The sequence below is a fragment of the Arthrobacter sp. AOP36-C1-22 genome, assembly GCF_052377515.1.
In the GTDB taxonomy this organism is placed as follows: Bacteria; Actinomycetota; Actinomycetes; order Actinomycetales; family Micrococcaceae; genus Arthrobacter_H.
Window position 1 is genome coordinate 95,018 of the sequence record NZ_JBQSWW010000001.1, and the last position, 15,967, is coordinate 110,984.

General features: G+C 61.8%; 28 protein-coding genes. All 28 read right to left on the reverse strand.

Annotated elements, in window-relative coordinates:
- Window positions 1-68 precede the first annotated feature (68 nt).
- The gene (locus ACT3S6_RS00500) at window positions 69-1,079 is read right to left on the reverse strand and encodes a DNA-directed RNA polymerase subunit alpha (protein ID WP_444553283.1); all 1,011 of its coding nucleotides are present in this window, start codon (window positions 1,077-1,079) and stop codon (window positions 69-71) included.
- 171 nt (window positions 1,080-1,250) lie between these two features.
- Window positions 1,251-1,652, reverse strand: a complete 402-nt coding sequence (rpsK, locus tag ACT3S6_RS00505) for a 30S ribosomal protein S11 (RefSeq protein WP_087000341.1) — start codon at window positions 1,650-1,652, stop codon at window positions 1,251-1,253.
- Window positions 1,653-1,689: 37 nt separating this feature from the next.
- Window positions 1,690-2,064, reverse strand: a complete 375-nt coding sequence (rpsM, locus tag ACT3S6_RS00510) for a 30S ribosomal protein S13 (protein WP_444553284.1) — start codon at window positions 2,062-2,064, stop codon at window positions 1,690-1,692.
- A gap of 157 nt (window positions 2,065-2,221) precedes the next feature.
- Window positions 2,222-2,335: a 50S ribosomal protein L36 gene (rpmJ, locus tag ACT3S6_RS00515; RefSeq protein ID WP_087000337.1), complete on the reverse strand. Its 114-nt coding sequence runs from the start codon at window positions 2,333-2,335 to the stop codon at window positions 2,222-2,224.
- 79 nt (window positions 2,336-2,414) lie between these two features.
- Entirely contained in the window at window positions 2,415-2,636 is a 222-nt protein-coding gene (infA, locus tag ACT3S6_RS00520; protein WP_007271050.1) for a translation initiation factor IF-1, read from the reverse strand.
- A gap of 239 nt (window positions 2,637-2,875) precedes the next feature.
- Window positions 2,876-3,706 carry a type I methionyl aminopeptidase gene (gene map / locus ACT3S6_RS00525; RefSeq protein ID WP_087000335.1) on the reverse strand — a complete coding sequence of 277 codons (831 nt, stop codon included), beginning with the start codon at window positions 3,704-3,706 and terminating at the stop codon, window positions 2,876-2,878.
- 123 nt (window positions 3,707-3,829) lie between these two features.
- Window positions 3,830-4,405 carry an adenylate kinase gene (locus ACT3S6_RS00530; RefSeq protein ID WP_444553285.1) on the reverse strand — a complete coding sequence of 192 codons (576 nt, stop codon included), beginning with the start codon at window positions 4,403-4,405 and terminating at the stop codon, window positions 3,830-3,832.
- Window positions 4,402-5,706, reverse strand: coding sequence for a preprotein translocase subunit SecY (gene secY, locus ACT3S6_RS00535; RefSeq protein ID WP_087000332.1), 1,305 nt, complete (start codon window positions 5,704-5,706; stop codon window positions 4,402-4,404). The genes ACT3S6_RS00530 and secY overlap by 4 nt, the downstream gene beginning before the upstream one ends.
- A 247-nt stretch (window positions 5,707-5,953) precedes the next feature.
- Window positions 5,954-6,409 (reverse strand): 50S ribosomal protein L15, encoded by a 456-nt coding sequence (gene rplO, locus ACT3S6_RS00540; protein WP_087000330.1) that lies wholly within the window; start codon window positions 6,407-6,409, stop codon window positions 5,954-5,956.
- Window positions 6,410-6,411: 2 nt separating this feature from the next.
- A complete protein-coding gene (gene rpmD, locus ACT3S6_RS00545; RefSeq protein ID WP_087000328.1) occupies window positions 6,412-6,618 on the reverse strand; it encodes a 50S ribosomal protein L30 in 207 nt (68 codons plus the stop codon).
- Window positions 6,619-6,621: 3 nt separating this feature from the next.
- On the reverse strand, window positions 6,622-7,332 hold the full coding sequence (rpsE, locus tag ACT3S6_RS00550; RefSeq protein ID WP_087000326.1) for a 30S ribosomal protein S5: 711 nt from the start codon (window positions 7,330-7,332) through the stop codon (window positions 6,622-6,624).
- Complete coding sequence (rplR, locus tag ACT3S6_RS00555) at window positions 7,329-7,700, reverse strand: 50S ribosomal protein L18 (RefSeq protein WP_087000324.1); 372 nt, start codon at window positions 7,698-7,700, stop codon at window positions 7,329-7,331. Before rplR ends, rpsE begins: the two co-directional genes overlap by 4 nt.
- Before the next feature lie 2 nt (window positions 7,701-7,702).
- A complete protein-coding gene (rplF, locus tag ACT3S6_RS00560) occupies window positions 7,703-8,239 on the reverse strand; it encodes a 50S ribosomal protein L6 (protein ID WP_087000322.1) in 537 nt (178 codons plus the stop codon).
- Between the two features lie 18 nt (window positions 8,240-8,257).
- Window positions 8,258-8,656, reverse strand: coding sequence for a 30S ribosomal protein S8 (rpsH, locus tag ACT3S6_RS00565; protein WP_087000320.1), 399 nt, complete (start codon window positions 8,654-8,656; stop codon window positions 8,258-8,260).
- A gap of 60 nt (window positions 8,657-8,716) precedes the next feature.
- Window positions 8,717-9,289 (reverse strand): 50S ribosomal protein L5, encoded by a 573-nt coding sequence (gene rplE, locus ACT3S6_RS00570; protein WP_087000318.1) that lies wholly within the window; start codon window positions 9,287-9,289, stop codon window positions 8,717-8,719.
- On the reverse strand, window positions 9,289-9,651 hold the full coding sequence (rplX, locus tag ACT3S6_RS00575; protein ID WP_087000316.1) for a 50S ribosomal protein L24: 363 nt from the start codon (window positions 9,649-9,651) through the stop codon (window positions 9,289-9,291). Before rplX ends, rplE begins: the two co-directional genes overlap by 1 nt.
- A gap of 2 nt (window positions 9,652-9,653) precedes the next feature.
- Window positions 9,654-10,022 (reverse strand): 50S ribosomal protein L14, encoded by a 369-nt coding sequence (rplN, locus tag ACT3S6_RS00580; protein ID WP_087000314.1) that lies wholly within the window; start codon window positions 10,020-10,022, stop codon window positions 9,654-9,656.
- Window positions 10,023-10,419: 397 nt separating this feature from the next.
- Window positions 10,420-10,710 (reverse strand): 30S ribosomal protein S17, encoded by a 291-nt coding sequence (gene rpsQ / locus ACT3S6_RS00585; protein ID WP_087000312.1) that lies wholly within the window; start codon window positions 10,708-10,710, stop codon window positions 10,420-10,422.
- A complete protein-coding gene (gene rpmC, locus ACT3S6_RS00590; RefSeq protein WP_444553286.1) occupies window positions 10,710-11,015 on the reverse strand; it encodes a 50S ribosomal protein L29 in 306 nt (101 codons plus the stop codon). Before rpmC ends, rpsQ begins: the two co-directional genes overlap by 1 nt.
- Window positions 11,016-11,017: 2 nt before the next feature.
- Entirely contained in the window at window positions 11,018-11,434 is a 417-nt protein-coding gene (gene rplP, locus ACT3S6_RS00595; RefSeq protein ID WP_444553287.1) for a 50S ribosomal protein L16, read from the reverse strand.
- Window positions 11,435-12,256 carry a 30S ribosomal protein S3 gene (rpsC, locus tag ACT3S6_RS00600; protein WP_444553288.1) on the reverse strand — a complete coding sequence of 274 codons (822 nt, stop codon included), beginning with the start codon at window positions 12,254-12,256 and terminating at the stop codon, window positions 11,435-11,437.
- Window positions 12,257-12,622: a 50S ribosomal protein L22 gene (gene rplV, locus ACT3S6_RS00605; RefSeq protein WP_087000304.1), complete on the reverse strand. Its 366-nt coding sequence runs from the start codon at window positions 12,620-12,622 to the stop codon at window positions 12,257-12,259.
- A gap of 56 nt (window positions 12,623-12,678) precedes the next feature.
- The gene (gene rpsS / locus ACT3S6_RS00610) at window positions 12,679-12,960 is read right to left on the reverse strand and encodes a 30S ribosomal protein S19 (protein WP_087000303.1); all 282 of its coding nucleotides are present in this window, start codon (window positions 12,958-12,960) and stop codon (window positions 12,679-12,681) included.
- Window positions 12,961-12,972: 12 nt separating this feature from the next.
- Entirely contained in the window at window positions 12,973-13,812 is an 840-nt protein-coding gene (rplB, locus tag ACT3S6_RS00615; RefSeq protein WP_444553289.1) for a 50S ribosomal protein L2, read from the reverse strand.
- Window positions 13,813-13,841: 29 nt separating this feature from the next.
- Window positions 13,842-14,147, reverse strand: a complete 306-nt coding sequence (rplW, locus tag ACT3S6_RS00620; protein ID WP_444553290.1) for a 50S ribosomal protein L23 — start codon at window positions 14,145-14,147, stop codon at window positions 13,842-13,844.
- Window positions 14,144-14,749, reverse strand: coding sequence for a 50S ribosomal protein L4 (gene rplD, locus ACT3S6_RS00625; protein ID WP_444553291.1), 606 nt, complete (start codon window positions 14,747-14,749; stop codon window positions 14,144-14,146). Before rplD ends, rplW begins: the two co-directional genes overlap by 4 nt.
- Window positions 14,750-14,753: 4 nt before the next feature.
- On the reverse strand, window positions 14,754-15,404 hold the full coding sequence (gene rplC, locus ACT3S6_RS00630) for a 50S ribosomal protein L3 (RefSeq protein WP_444553292.1): 651 nt from the start codon (window positions 15,402-15,404) through the stop codon (window positions 14,754-14,756).
- A gap of 18 nt (window positions 15,405-15,422) precedes the next feature.
- Window positions 15,423-15,731 (reverse strand): 30S ribosomal protein S10, encoded by a 309-nt coding sequence (rpsJ, locus tag ACT3S6_RS00635; protein ID WP_013349689.1) that lies wholly within the window; start codon window positions 15,729-15,731, stop codon window positions 15,423-15,425.
- Window positions 15,732-15,967: the final 236 nt, after the last annotated feature.

Consider the following 15,967-nt stretch of genomic DNA (forward strand, 5'->3'; position numbering starts at 1 on the left):
AAATGGAGCCCGCCGCCCCGCGCACCTGCGCGGGCCTTGGGGCAAAGTACATTACTTTGAAGGCGGCCTTAGGCCTCTTCGTCACCGAGTTCGGTGTCATCCTCATCACTGGCGGCAGCACGCGCGGCCAGATCAAACCCTGGAGGGGAATCCTTCAGGGACAGACCCAGCTCGATCAGCTTGGCCTTGACCTCGTCGATGGACTTGGCACCGAAGTTCCGGATGTCCATGAGGTCAGCCTCGGAGCGAGCAACCAGCTCGCCTACCGTGTGGATTCCCTCGCGCTTAAGGCAGTTGTACGACCGGACGGTCAGCTCGAGATCCTCGATCGGCAGAGACATGTCGGCTGCGAGGGCGGCGTCCGTCGGGGACGGGCCGATCTCGATGCCTTCGGCGGCCGAGTTCAGCTCGCGGGCCAGTCCGAACAGTTCAACCAGGGTCGTACCGGCCGAGGCGACGGCGTCGCGCGGCAGGATGGACTCCTTGCTTTCGACGTCGACGATGAGCTTGTCGAAGTCGGTGCGCTGCTCGACACGGGTGGCCTCCACGCGGAAGGTCACCTTCAGAACCGGTGAGTAGATGGAGTCGACCGGAATACGGCCAATCTCAGCATCGACGCTCTTGTTCTGGGCCGCTGAGACGTACCCACGACCACGCTCGATCGTGAGTTCCATGTCGAACTTGCCCTTCGCGTTCAAAGTCGCGATGTGCAGATCCGGGTTGTGGAACTCGACGCCGGCCGGCGGGGTGATGTCCGCGGCCGTGACGACGCCGGGGCCCTGCTTACGCAGGTAGGCGACGACTGGCTCGTCATGCTCTGAAGACACAGCAAGGTTCTTGATGTTCAGGATCAGTTCGGTGACGTCTTCCTTCACACCCTGAACGGTGGTGAACTCGTGCAGCACGCCGTCGATACGAACACTGGTGACAGCTGCACCAGGGATCGAGGACAGCAGCGTGCGGCGCAGCGAGTTGCCTAGGGTGTAGCCGAAACCCGGCTCCAAGGGCTCAATCGTGAACCGTGAACGGTTCGGGGCAACTACTTCTTCGGTAAGGGTGGGGCGCTGTGCAATTAGCACTTACATTTCCTTTCAGCGAGCATCCGCTATATGACGCAACACATGTGGGTGGAAACGACGTCTGCCATCAGGCGTCCGTCTAGATCGGGCGAATGAACCGCAGGTGGCGCGCGCCGCCGTCGTCCCCGGATTCCGGGGACGACGGCGGCACACGCCTACGACTGGGTCAAACTAGACGCGGCGACGCTTCGACGGGCGGCAACCGTTGTGGGCGCTCGGGGAAACATCCTGGATGGATCCCACTTCGAGGCCGGTGGCCTGCAGTGAGCGGATGGCAGTTTCGCGACCCGACCCCGGTCCCTTCACGAACACGTCGACCTTCTTCATGCCGTGTTCCTGGGCACGCTTGGCGGCCGACTCGGCTGCCATCTGCGCGGCGTACGGGGTCGACTTGCGTGAGCCCTTGAATCCGACCTCGCCGGCCGAGGCCCACGAGATGACGGCACCGGTCGGGTCCGTGATGGACACGATGGTGTTGTTGAAGGTGCTCTTGATGTGCGCCTGACCAAGCGCGATGTTCTTTTTGTCCTTGCGACGCGGCTTGCGGACCGCTCCACGAGTCTTTGGGGGCATTGCTAACTCCTACGAAGTATTTGGCTGGGACCGCTATTTAGCGGGTCTTCTTCTTACCGGCGACGGTGCGCTTCGGGCCCTTGCGGGTGCGAGCGTTGGTCTTGGTGCGCTGTCCGCGGACCGGCAGGCCCTTGCGGTGGCGAATGCCCTCGTAGGAGCCGATCTCGACCTTGCGGCGGATGTCGGCTGAAACTTCGCGGCGGAGATCGCCCTCGACCTTGAAGTTGGCCTCAACGTAGTCGCGCAACTGCAGCAGCTGGTCGTCACTGAGGTCCTTCACACGAGTTTCCGAGGTAATCCCGGTCTCGGCAACAGTTTGTTCTGCACGGGTTCTACCCACGCCGTAGATGTATGTCAGCGCAATGACAACGCGCTTTTCGCGCGGGATGTCTACGCCTGCAAGACGAGCCATATTGGTGTCTTCCTTACATGATTTTCGGAGGTCTGGAGGCAGCACATCCCGTTTCCAGGTCCCCGGCCTCCGTGCCCGGGGGTATGCGTCCCGCGTAATGGACGCCGTACTGCCGATATTCGATTACTACGCGCAGGTTGAGATTCCCGAAGGAGACTTAGCCCTGACGCTGCTTGTGGCGTGGATTTGCGCAGATCACCATGACCCGCCCATTACGGCGAATCACCTTGCACTGCTCGCAGATCGGCTTCACGCTAGGGTGAACCTTCACGGTATTTCCTTTGCGGTTGCGGTTTCAGTGGAACGATAACGACCTTCGCTCCCCCGGAAGACCGGGAGGACGGAAGTCCCTACTTGTAGCGGTAGACGATGCGTCCGCGATTGAGGTCGTACGGGCTGAGTTCCACCACTACGCGATCCTCAGGAAGGATTCGAATGTAGTGCTGACGCATCTTTCCCGAGATAGTGGCAAGTACCACGTGTCCATTCGGCAGCTCAACGCGGAACATCGCGTTGGGCAGTGCTTCTGACACGGCGCCTTCTACCTCGATGACACCCTCTTTCTTGGCCATATCCTCCGCTAACGTTTGTGCCGGTCGCTGACGCTTCCGACGTGTATGTTCGTGGCTGACGAGCGCCCGTGCCCGACGGCAGCATAAGACCGCGTGTTTTTTGGGCACAAACGTAGAGACAACCAACAAATAATCCTACGCTCTGGAACCCAATATGCGAAATCCCCGGTTTGATCACCGCGCACCTGCCGGAAGAGTGATAGTGCCCCTCAACGGGGACCCTTCTTCTGCCGCGGCACCTAGTCCTGGAGCGGTGCCGGGGTGATCCCGAAGGGTGCCAGGCCGGCCGCACCGCCGTCGTGCGCCGATAGTACCCAGATCCCTCCCAGGTGTACCGCCACCGAATGCTCCCACTGCGAGGCTCTCGACCCGTCGGTGGTCACGACCGTCCAGTCATCATCCAACGTGCGGGTTTCGATGCCCCCGCGGACCAACATCGGCTCAATGGCCAGGCACATGCCCGGCTTTACCCGTGCGCCGCGGTCCCCGGACCGGTAGTTGAGCACGTCCGGGGCCTGGTGCATCTCCGTGCCAATGCCGTGGCCGACATAATCCTCCAGAATCCCCAACGGCTCACCTTCGACGGAACTGACGTAGTCGTCGATGGCTTCTCCGATGGCGCCAACGAATCGTGCGTTGGCCAGGGCGGCGATTCCCCGCCACATGGCTTGCTCGGTGACATCGGAGAGCCGCTGGTCGGCGGGGTCAGGAGTACCCACCAAAATGGTCCGCGCGGAGTCTGAATGCCAGCCATCGATGATGGCCCCACCATCAATTTTCAGAACGTCCCCATCGGCGAGTACGTAGTCGGAGGGGAACCCGTGAACGACCTGATCGTTCACCGAAGCGCAGATCGTGGCAGGGAACCCATAGTAGCCCTTGAAGTTCGAGGTGGCCCCGTGACGTTCCAGCACCCCTTCGAAGAGCGCATCGAGTTCTGCCGTCGTGGTCCCGATACGTGCGGCGTCAACCACGGTGTCCAACGCTTCGGCCAGCACCAGTCCGGCTTCTCTCATTTTACGGATCTGTGCGTTGGACTTGTACTCGATCTTGGGCTGGCCGAATGCCATGCGGTGTTCCTTTGTTTCGTTGTTCATCTGCGGGGTGCTTCTCGGTAAACACCCCTGAAATGCCGCGACGGCCGCCCCACGCGAGAGATCACGTGGAGCGGCCGTCGGTTCAGGCCGGTGACGTTAGGACGCGTCGCCTTCGAGGGCGCTCATCACACGGTTGGTGACCTCGTCGATGTCGCCCAGCCCGTCGACGTGGCGGACGATACCCCGTTCGAGGTAACGGTCCACGACGACCTGGGTCTGCTTTTCGTAGACATCCAGGCGGTGCCGGATGACTTCCTCGGTGTCGTCTGCCCGGCCTTCGACCTCGGCCCGCTTGAGCAAGCGGGCCACCAGCTCATCGGAGTCGGCGGTCAACTGCAGGACGATATCCAACGAGGTCTTGTTTTCCTCTAGGATCGCGTCGAGTTCGTCGACCTGGGCCGAGGTGCGCGGGTAACCGTCCAAGAGGAAACCTTCGGCCACGTCATCCTGCTTGAGACGGTCACGCACCATGCGGTTGGTGACCGAATCGGGGACATAGTCGCCGGCGTCCATGTATCGCTTGGCTTCGATCCCCAACGGGGTTCCGCCCTTGACGTTGGCACGGAAGATGTCGCCCGTGGAGATCGCAACGATCCCCAGCTGCTCCGTAATACGTGCTGCCTGCGTTCCTTTGCCCGAACCAGGCGGGCCAATGATCAAAAGTCTGGTCATCGCAGAAGTCCTTCGTAGTGTCGCTGTTGCATCTGGGCGTTGATTTGCTTAACCGTTTCCAGTCCCACACCAACCATGATGAGGACCGAGACGCCGCCGAACGGGAAGTTCTGATCGGCCTTGATCAGGACGAAGGCGATCAATGGCGTCAGGGCGATCAGGCCAAGATAGATGGCTCCGGGGAACGTGATGCGGCTGAGCACGTAGGACAGGTAGTCCGCCGTGGGCTTGCCGGCACGGATACCCGGAATGAATCCACCGTACTTCTTCATATTGTCCGAGACCTCGATCGGGTTGAACGTGATCGCGACGTAGAAGTAGGTGAAGAATATGGTCAGCAGCAGGTAGACGAGCATGTACAACGGGCTGCTACCGCTGAAGTTGGTTTGGATCCAGGCGGCCCAGCCGGGCAGCGAACCATCCGGGTTCATATTGAACTGGATGAGCATCTGCGGCAGCGCCAACATCGATGACGAGAAGATCACCGGAATCACGCCGGCCATGTTGACCTTGATCGGGATGTAGGTGGAGCTGCCCCCGACGGTGCGTCGACCCACCATGCGCTTGGCATACTGCACCGGCACACGACGCTGGGACAGCTCGACGAAGACGACCAAGGCCACGACGCACAGCCCGATGATGATGACTCCGGTGAAGACGCCCCACCCCTGGGTGCTGGCGATGGAGCCCATCGAGGAGGGGAAGCCCGAAGCGATCGACACGAAGATCAGGATGGACATGCCGTTTCCGACACCCTTTTCGGTGACGAGTTCGCCGAGCCACATGATCATGCCTGTGCCGGCGGTCAAGACGATCACCATGAGCAGGATGTGCACAATGCTCTGATCGGGAATGATCGGCAACTGGCAGCCTTGGAAGAGGTTTCCGCTGCGGGCCAACGACACCAGGGTGGTGGCCTGCAGGAGTCCGAGGGCGATCGTGAGATAGCGGGTGTACTGCGTCAGGGTCGCTTGACCGGCCGCGCCTTCCTTATGAAGGTCTTCGAACCGGGGAATGACCACGCGCAGCAGCTGCACGATGATGGAAGCGGTGATGTAGGGCATGATCCCGAGGGCGAAGATCGAGACCTGCAACAGGGCGCCGCCACTGAAGAGGTTGACGAACTGGTAGAGCCCACCGGAAGTATCGCCCATTTCAAGGCATTGTTGGACGTTGCCGTAGTCGACCCCTGGCGCGGGAATGTAGACGCCGAGACGGTAGATGGCAATGATGCTGAGCGTGAACAGCAACTTACGTCGCAGGTCAGGCGTCCGGAAGACCCGGGCAATGGCGCTGAGCAAGCGTCCTCCTGAAAGGTGTGGTTTCGGCCTGATGCCGTAATGGACTTCTGAGAGTCTACCGGTTCTCGGGACTGTTCGAAGCAGTGGGACGGCCGGTGCCACCGTGAAGTGGCCCCGGAACTAGGTGCCCGGCAGGTGGTGGGGTTCTCCCATCGTTCCGTGGGGCGGGATGCGAAAGGTCCCCAGCGCGCCGGGACCTGCCCGGGCGTTGGGGACCTTTCAGCTGTGCCGTGCTTTCATCGGGACCTTAGAGCGAGGTCACCGAGCCGCCGGCGGCAGCGATCTTGTCCGCGGCTGACGCCGAGAAGGCGTCGGCCTTGACGTTCACCTTGACGGTGATGTCGCCGGAACCCAGGACCTTGACGGGCTGGTTCTTACGAACCGCACCCTTCTCGACCAGGTTGTCGACGGTGATGTCGCCGCCTTCGGGGAACAGCTCCGAGATCTTGTCCAGGTTCACGACCTGGTACTCGATACGGAACGGGTTCTTGAAGCCGCGCAGCTTCGGCAGGCGCATATGCAGCGGCAGCTGCCCGCCTGCGAAGCCGGCCTTGACCTGGTAGCGGGCCTTGGTGCCCTTCATGCCACGGCCTGCGGTCTTGCCCTTGGACGCTTCACCGCGACCCACACGGGTCTTGCTGGTCTTAGCGCCTTCGGCGGGACGCAGGTGGTGTACCTTCAGTGACTTTTCGTTACTGGCCATGATTACTTCGCCTCCTCAACCGTTACGAGGTGCTGAACCTTGTTGACCATACCGACGGTCACGGCATCGGCGTCACGCACCACTGTGTGGTGCATACGCTTCAGGCCGAGTGACCGCAAGGTGTCACGCTGGTTCTGCTTGCCGCCAATGACGGACTTGGTCTGGGTGATTACCAGCTTCGCGTTGCTCGCGACAATGTTCTTCGCCACAGCTTACGCACCTGCCTTCTGGTTGAGCGTGCGCAGCATCTGGGCCGGCACGACTTCGTCCATCGGCAGTCCACGGCGCGCAGCAACTGCGGCCGGCTCCTCCAGGGCCTTCAACGCCGCGACGGTGCCGCGAACGATGTTGATCTGGTTGGCGGAGCCCATGGACTTCGACAGAACGTCATGGATACCAGCGCACTCGAGCACGGCACGCACCGGACCACCGGCGATAACGCCGGTACCCGGAGCAGCCGGACGCAAGAGCACAACGCCAGCGGCGGCTTCACCCAGCACCAGGTGCGGGATGGTGGTGCCGACGCGGGGAACGCGGAAGAACGACTTCTTGGCTTCTTCAACGCCCTTGGCGATGGCCGCGGGAACTTCCTTGGCCTTGCCGTATCCGACGCCGACCATGCCGTTGCCGTCGCCCACCACAACAAGCGCGGTGAAGCTGAAGCGGCGGCCGCCCTTGACGACCTTGGAGACGCGGTTGATAGCTACCACGCGCTCAAGGAACTTGTCCTTGTCATCGTTGCGGCTGTCCTTGGAATCGCGGCCGCGGCCACGTCCCTCGCCACGGCCACGGCTTTCGCCACGACCGCCCTTTTCGCCGCTCTTTTCGTTGCGACGACCGGCGGAGGTGTTCTCCGTCGTGGTCGTAGCTGCCTCAGTGGTTTCCGACACCTGAGTTTCCTTCTCGTTAGTAGCTTCGCTCACAGTGCCAGCCCACCTTCCCGCGCGCCGTCCGCTACCGCGGCCACTCGGCCGTGGTACCTATTGCCTCCGCGGTCAAAGACCACGGTATCGATGCCTGCGGCCTTGGCACGCTCAGCGATCAGTTCGCCGACGCGCTTGGCCTTGGCGGTTTTGTCACCGTCGAAGGAACGAAGGTCCGCTTCCATGGTGGACCCGGATGCCATCGTGACGCCCTGGCTGTCATCGACAACCTGGACGAAGATGTGGCGAGCCGAACGGTTGACCACCAGGCGCGGGCGCAGGCCCGAACCGGTGACGCGCTTGCGGACGCGCAGATGGCGACGGCTGCGAGCTGCGGCCTTGCTCTTACCCTTAATTGAAAGAGCCATGTTTACTTACCAGCCTTTCCGACCTTGCGGCGGATAACTTCGCCTTCATAGCGGATGCCCTTGCCCTTATAGGGATCCGGCCGACGGAGCTTGCGGATGTTGGCTGCAACTTCGCCAACCTGCTGCTTGTTGATGCCGGAGACAATCACCTTGTTGTTGCCCTCAACGGCGAGCGTGATGCCCTCCGGAGCTTCAACGGGGACCGGGTGCGAGAAACCCAGAGCGAACTCCAGGTTGCTGCCCTTGGCCAGCACGCGGTAACCGGTGCCGTGGATTTCCAGCTTCTTGGAGTAGCCGTCGGTGACCCCGGTGATCATGTTGGAGATCATCGTGCGGGTCAGGCCATGCAACGAACGCGATTCGCGCTCGTTATCCGGACGCGACACCGTGAGGACATTGTCCTCCAGGGCAACCGTGATCGGGGAGACAACGGTGAAGTTGAGCTCGCCCTTGGCGCCCTTGACGGCAATCTCGGATCCGTTGACCTTCAGGTCGACGCCGGCAGGGATAGTGATTGGAAGTCGTCCAATACGTGACATGGTGCTTCTCCCTTCCCGTTACCAGACGTAGGCGAGGACTTCCCCACCTACACCCTTCTTGGCTGCCTGGCGGTCCGTCAGGAGACCCGAGGACGTGGACAGAATGGCGATGCCGAGTCCACCAAGGACATGCGGCAAGTTGGTGGACTTCGCGTAAACGCGGAGGCCCGGCTTGGAAATACGGCGGACGCCAGCGATGGAACGCTCACGGCTCGGACCGAACTTCAGGTTGATGGTCAGGTTTTTGCCTACCTCGGCGGCCTCTTCGACGAAGTCGCCGATGTAGCCTTCCGCCTTGAGGATCTGGGCAACGCGCACCTTCAGTTTTGAAGACGGCATGGACACGGTGTCGTGGTATGCCGAGTTCGCGTTGCGCAGACGAGTCAGCATGTCTGCGACAGGATCTGTCATTGTCATTTGGGCTGAGGCCCTTCCTCGCTACGGTTTCCGCTCCCGCGGACCTGCAACGTAGTTGATCTAGTTATCGTCGGTCCTGAACGGGAAGCCCAACGCCTTGAGGAGCGCGCGGCCTTCTTCGTCGGTCTTGGCGGTGGTCACCACAGTGATGTCCATGCCGCGGACCCGGTCAACCTTGTCCTGGTCGATTTCGTGGAACATTGCCTGTTCCGTGAGACCGAAGGTGTAGTTGCCGTTTCCGTCGAACTGCTTGCCGTTCAGACCGCGGAAGTCGCGGATACGCGGCAGAGCCAAGGTGACCAGGCGGTCAACGAATTCCCACATGCGATCGTTGCGCAGCGTGGCGTGGGTGCCAATCGGCATTCCCTCGCGCAGCTTGAACTGTGCGATCGACTTGCGGGCCTTGGTCACGAGCGGCTTCTGGCCGGTGATGGCCGTCAGGTCGCGAACAGCGCCTTCGATGAGCTTGGAATCCTTGGCTGCCTCGCCGACACCCATGTTCACAACGACCTTGACCAGGTTCGGGACCTGCATCACGTTCGTGTAGCTGAACTCGGTCTGCAGAGCTTCGCGGACCTCGGAGCGGTACTTCGCCTTCAGGCGCGGCTGAACCTTTACTGCTGTTTCAGTCATTAGAGTGCCTTTCCGGAAGCCTTGGCGTAACGAACACGCACAGTCTTCTTCACGCCGTTCGTTTCCACGGTTTCTTCGCGGAAGCCAACGCGGGTCGGCTTCTTCGACTCGGGGTCAATGACCGCGACGTTCGAAACGTGGAGGGGAGCCTCAACGACCTCAATGCCGCCCGTGGAGGCGCCGCTTTCGGTCTGGCCGGCCCGAGTGTGCTTGGTGACGCGGTTGATGCCCTCGACGAGCACGCGGTTCGCCTCGGGGAACACCTTCAGGACCTTGCCCTGCTTGCCGCGGTCTCCACCGCGATCGGCCTTGGCGCCGGTGATGACCTGAACCAGGTCACCCTTCTTGATTTTTGCGCCCATGGTTACAGCACCTCCGGAGCCAGCGAAACGATCTTCATGAACTTCTTATCGCGAAGTTCACGCCCGACGGGACCGAAGATACGGGTACCCCGCGGCTCGGTGTCCGCCTTGAGGATGACCGCTGCGTTCTCGTCGAACTTGATGTACGAACCGTCGACGCGGCGACGTTCCTTCTTCGTGCGGACGATGACGGCCTTAACCACATCGCCCTTCTTGACGTTGCCGCCAGGGATTGCATCCTTGACGGTGGCGACAATAGTGTCGCCGATGCCTGCGTAGCGACGTCCGGATCCACCGAGAACACGGATGGTAAGGATTTCCTTAGCACCGGTGTTGTCAGCCACCTTGAGTCGCGACTCCTGCTGAATCACTTTCAACTCCTGTCGTCTCGCCGGTTCTCCTCGGGAGCCTTGCGGAACGGATATGGTCCATCCGCGACGCTCGCTTACCCCCATCTCCAACACAGGCAGGATTCACGGGGAATCCGATGCTGCTGGGGAAATCGGGCCGAGGCGAAATGCCGCAGAGCCGTGCCGCGCACCGAGCCCGGATCAGACCGGGCCGCGCACGAATGCCTGCCATGAAGGTGGATAGTCCTCGCAACAGAGCGCACAGGCTGTCGAGTCTACGCCAGAGGTGCACTGAGGACCAAACCCGTGATATGGGGGCCACGCAAGCGGCCTCTTAACAAAAGCACGACGCCGGTGCGCTCCCCTCTCGGGGCGCTCACCGGCGTCGTGCTTTAGATCCCTGCGGATCGGGAGGAGGCTACTTGGCCTTCTCCACGATCTCGACCAGGCGCCAGTTCTTGTCCTTGGACAAGGGGCGGGTCTCAGCGATGATCACCAAGTCGCCGATGCCGGCGGTGTTGGCTTCGTCGTGAGCCTTGATCTTCTTATTACGACGCATGACCTTGCCGTACAAGGCGTGCTTCACACGGTCCTCGACGTCAACGACGATGGTCTTCTGCATCTTGTCGGAAACCACGTACCCGCGGAGGGTTTTGCGGTAACCGCGAGCTTCTGCTGCTTCAGCCACTGCGTTCTCCTTCTCGCTCATTACTTGGCTTCCTCAGGTGCATCAGCCGGCTCGGCAGTCTTCGCCGACTTCTTGGCCTTGACTTCTTCGACGGGGGCCGAAACCTCCGCACGAATGCCCAACTCACGCTCACGCATCACGGTGTAGATGCGGGCGATGTCGCGCTTGACCGACTTCAGGCGGCCGTGCGACTCGAGCTGACCGGTGGCGGACTGGAAACGAAGGTTGAACAACTCTTCCTTCGCCTTTTTCAGTTCCTCGACCAGACGGGCGTTATCGTAGCCATCCAGCTGTTCGGTGGCGAGATCCTTGGATCCGATTGCCATACCTATTCACCACCCTCACGACGCACGATGCGTGCCTTCAGCGGCAGCTTGTGGATCGCCAGGCGCAGGGCCTCGCGAGCTACCTCATCGGTAACACCGGAGAGTTCGAAGAGAACCCGTCCCGGCTTGACGTTTGCAACCCACCACTCAGGTGAACCCTTACCGGAACCCATGCGGGTTTCGGCCGGCTTCTTGGTCAGCGGGCGGTCCGGATAAATGTTGATCCAGACCTTGCCGCCACGCTTGATGTGACGGGTCATGGCAATACGGGCGGCTTCGATCTGACGGTTGGTCACGTAGCCCGGTGTCAGGGCCTGGATTCCGTAGTCACCGAAGGAGACCGTGGTGCCTCCGCTAGCCATGCCCGTACGATCCGGGCGGTGCTGCTTGCGGAACTTTACTCGGCGTGGGATAAGCATTTAAGCCTGTCCTCCTTCTGCGGACGCCGGAGCCTGAGCCGCCGGAGCAGCTTCGGTTGCCGGAGCGCCGGTGTTGCGGTCGTTACGACGACGGCGGTCTCCACCCGGTCCACCCGGACGTCCGCCACCACGCTCGCCACGGCCACGGGCCGGGGCAGCAGCGTTCTGTGCAGCAAGTTCCTTGCTGGTCAGGTCGCCCTTGTAGATCCAGACCTTCACGCCGATGCGGCCGAAGGTGGTCTTCGCTTCGAACTTGCCGTAGTCGATGTTCGCGCGCAGGGTGTGCAGCGGCACACGACCTTCGCGGTAGAACTCCTTGCGGGACATTTCCGCACCGCCGAGGCGACCGGAGCACTGGACACGGATGCCCTTGGCGCCCGAGCGCATGGCGGACTGCATGGCCTTCTTCATCGCACGGCGGAAGGCCACGCGTGAAGCAAGCTGTTCGGCGATGCCCTGGGCAACCAGCTGGGCTTCGATCTCCGGGTTCTTGACCTCGAGGATGTTCAGCTGAACCTGCTTGCCGGTGAGCTTCTCCAGCTCGCCGCGGATGCGATCGGCTTCGGCGCCGCGGCGGCCGATGACGATGCCCGGACGGGCGGTGTGGATGTCAACGCGGACACGATCGCGGGTGCGCTCGATCTCCACCTTGGCGATGCCTGCACGGTCCATGCCCGTGGTCATGAGCTCGCGGATCTTGACGTCCTCGCGGACGAAGTCCTTGTAGCGCTGCCCCGGCTTGTTGCCGTCGGCGAACCAGTGAGACACGTGGTCCGTGGTGATGCCGAGACGGAACCCGTTTGGGTTGATCTTCTGTCCCATTTACTTTTCCCCACCCTTCTCCGGGCTTGAAACAACCACGGTGATGTGGCTGGTGCGCTTGTTGATGCGGTAGGCGCGGCCCTGGGCCCGCGGCTGGAACCGCTTCATCGTCGCACCTTCGTCAACGAAGGCTTCGCTGATGAACAGCTCGTCCTCGTTGAACGCAACACCATCACGGTCGGCGGCGACACGGGCGTTTGCCACGGCCGACGCAACTACCTTGAGTACCGGCTCCGAAGCACCCTGCTGGGCAAACTTCAGAATCGCCAGAGCCTCATTCGCCTGCTTGCCACGAACAAGGTCGACGACGCGCCGGGCCTTCATAGGCGTTACGCGGATATGGCGCGCAATTGCCTTGGCTTCCATTGCTTTCCTTCTCTCGTCTATCAAAGGGATGCTCAGCGCTCAATAACCCTTGCGGGTTAGCGGCGCTTACCCTTCCTGTCGTCCTTTACGTGGCTGCGGAATGTCCGCGTCGAGGCGAATTCGCCGAGCTTGTGCCCGACCATCGACTCAGTGACAAACACGGGAATGTGCTTGCGTCCGTCGTGTACGGCGATCGTGTGCCCGAGCATGTCGGGGATGATCATCGAACGGCGGGACCACGTCTTGATGACGTTCTTGGTGCCCTTTTCGTTCTCAGCAGCCACCTTCACAAAAAGGTGCTGATCGACGAAGGGGCCTTTCTTCAGGCTGCGTGGCATGTTTCCAGGCTCCTATCGCTTGTTCTTGCCAGTACGACGACGACGCACAATGAGCTTGTCGCTTTCCTTGTTCGGACGGCGGGTACGGCCTTCCGGCTTGCCGTTCGGGTTGACCGGGTGACGACCGCCACTGGTCTTGCCCTCGCCACCACCATGCGGGTGGTCGATCGGGTTCATGACCACACCACGCACGGTCGGGCGGACGCCCTTCCAGCGCATGCGGCCGGCCTTGCCCCAGTTGATGTTCGACTGTTCGGCGTTGCCGACGTAGCCGACCGTCGCACGGCAGCGGACGTCAACGTTCCGGATTTCACCGGAAGGCAGGCGGAGCTGTGCGTGGCGGCCCTCGCGAGCCACCAGCTGGACCGAAGCGCCTGCCGAGCGAGCCATCTTGGCTCCCCCGCCGGGACGCAACTCCACTGCGTGGAGCACGGTACCGACCGGAACGTTGCGCAGCGGCAGGTTGTTGCCCGGCTTGATGTCGGCGTTCGGGCCGGCTTCAACCGAGTCTCCCTGGGAGAGCTTGTTCGGAGCGATGATGTACCGCTTGGTGCCATCGATGTAGTGCAGCAGCGCAATGCGGGCGGTGCGGTTCGGGTCGTACTCGATGTGAGCGACCTTGGCCGGCACGCCGTCCTTGTCATGACGACGGAAGTCGATCAGACGGTATTGGCGCTTATGTCCACCACCCTTGTGACGGGTAGTGATCTTGCCGGAGCTGTTGCGTCCACCAGTCTTGGAGAGCGGGCGGAGCAGCGACTTTTCCGGGGTAGTCCGGGTAATTTCTGCGAAGTCGGCCACGCTCGAGCCACGCTGGCCCGGGGTAGTCGGCTTGTACTTACGGATTGCCATGTTTTATTCCTCGTTAAAGTGGTCTCCGCTTATGAAAGCGGACCGCCGAAGATGTCGATCGTGCCTTCTTTAAGGGAGATGATCGCTCGCTTGGTAGTCTTGCGGGCTCCCCATCCGAAGCGGGTGCGCTTGCGCTTACCTGCACGGTTGATGGTGTTGACGGAGTCAACCTTGACGGAGAAGATGCTCTCCACCGCCAGCTTGATTTCCGTCTTGTTCGAGCGCGGGTCGACCAGGAAGGTGTATTTGCCTTCGTCGATCAGGCCGTAGCTCTTTTCCGAAACGACCGGCGCCAGGATGACGTCGTGCGGGGACTTGGAGAAGGTGGCGCTCACTTGGCGTCCTCCTTGTTGACCAGGGCATCGAATGCGGCCTTGGTGAACACCACGTCATCGGCGACCAGAACATCGTACGTGTTCAGCTGGTCGGCGTAGAGGGCGTGGACGTCCACGAGGTTGCGCACGGAAAGTGCGGCAACATCATTGGCGCGGTCGATGACGACGAGCAGGTTCTTGCGCTCGGTGAGAGCGCGCAGGGTGGCCAGTGCTTCCTTGGTGGACGGCGTGGTGCCGGCTACCAGGTTCTCGATCACGTGAACGCGATCGTGACGGGCACGGTCCGAAAGGGCTCCGCGCAGTGCGGCGGCCTTCATCTTCTTGGGGGTGCGCTGCGAGTAATCGCGGGGCGTCGGTCCGTGGACGATGCCACCACCGGTCATCTGAGGAGCGCGGATGGAGCCCTGACGAGCCCGGCCGGTGCCCTTCTGCTTGAACGGCTTGCGACCTGCGCCCGAGACCTCGGCGCGGGTCTTGGTCTTGTGCGTACCCTGACGGGCGGCAGCAAGCTGACCCATGACGACCTGGTGCAGCAGCGGAATGTTGGTCTGGACATCGAAGATCTCGCCCGGAAGCTCGACCTTGAGTGCTGTGTTAGCCATTTGCTTATGCTCCCTTCACGGCGGTGCGCACGAGGACGACCCGGCCGCGGGCGCCGGGAACGGCACCCTTGATCAACAGGAGGTTCTTCTCGGCGTCGACTCCGTGAACCGTGAGGTTCATCGTGGTCACGCGCTCGTTGCCCATGCGGCCAGCCATGCGCTGTCCCTGGAAAACGCGGCCTGGGGTGGAAGCCCCACCGATGGAACCGGGCTTGCGGTGGTTCTTATGTGCACCGTGCGAGGCGTTGGCGCCGCCGAAGCCGTGACGCTTCATGACGCCGGCAAAGCCCTTGCCCTTGGAGGTGCCCATGACGTCGACCTTCTGGCCGGACTCAAAGACATCCACGGCCAGTTCCTGGCCCAGGCTGTACGTATCGGCATCCGCGGTGCGCAGCTCGACGACGTGGCGGCGCGGGGTGACCCCTGCTGCCTCGAAGTGGCCGGCCAGCGGCTTGGTGACCTTGCGCGGGTCGATCTGGCCGTAGCCGATCTGAACCGCCGAGTAGCCATCCCGATCCGCATTGCGGAGCTGGGTGACGACATTGGAATCTACCTGCACGACAGTGACGGGGACGAGGTTGTGGTTCTCGTCCCAGACCTGGGTCATGCCGAGCTTCGTGCCCAGCAGGCCCTTTACATTACGGGTTGCGGTCATAGTTTCTCAGCACCTCCCCTAAAGCTTGATTTCGATGTTGACGTCCGCCGGCAGGTCGAGACGCATCAGCGAATCAACAGCCTTCGGGGTCGGGTCGACGATGTCGATCAGACGCTTGTGCGTGCGCATTTCGAAGTGCTCACGGCTGTCCTTGTACTTGTGGGGCGAACGGATCACGCAGTACACGTTCTTCTCCGTCGGCAGCGGCACTGGGCCGACTACGGTTGCGCCTGCGCGCGTGACCGTCTCAACGATCTTCCGGGCAGAAACGTCAATGACCTCGTGGTCATACGACTTCAGCCGGATGCGGATTTTTTGTCCCGCCATGGCGTCATGCCTCTTTCTAAGTAGCACTCTCTGTACAGTTACTGTGCACTAACGGGCCCTTACGGACCGGCACACCTCGCACGAGCTGAATCCGGGCAATCCCGGGTTCCTCACCTCGCCGAAGCTCCGACCCCCGCGGTCGGGCGTGTCGCCTAGATTCGGCTTCACGCTCCACAGGAATGGGGGCGGGTCATATTTGGTCCTCGATGTCTCCGTCGTATCCGCCCCTGCCCCGG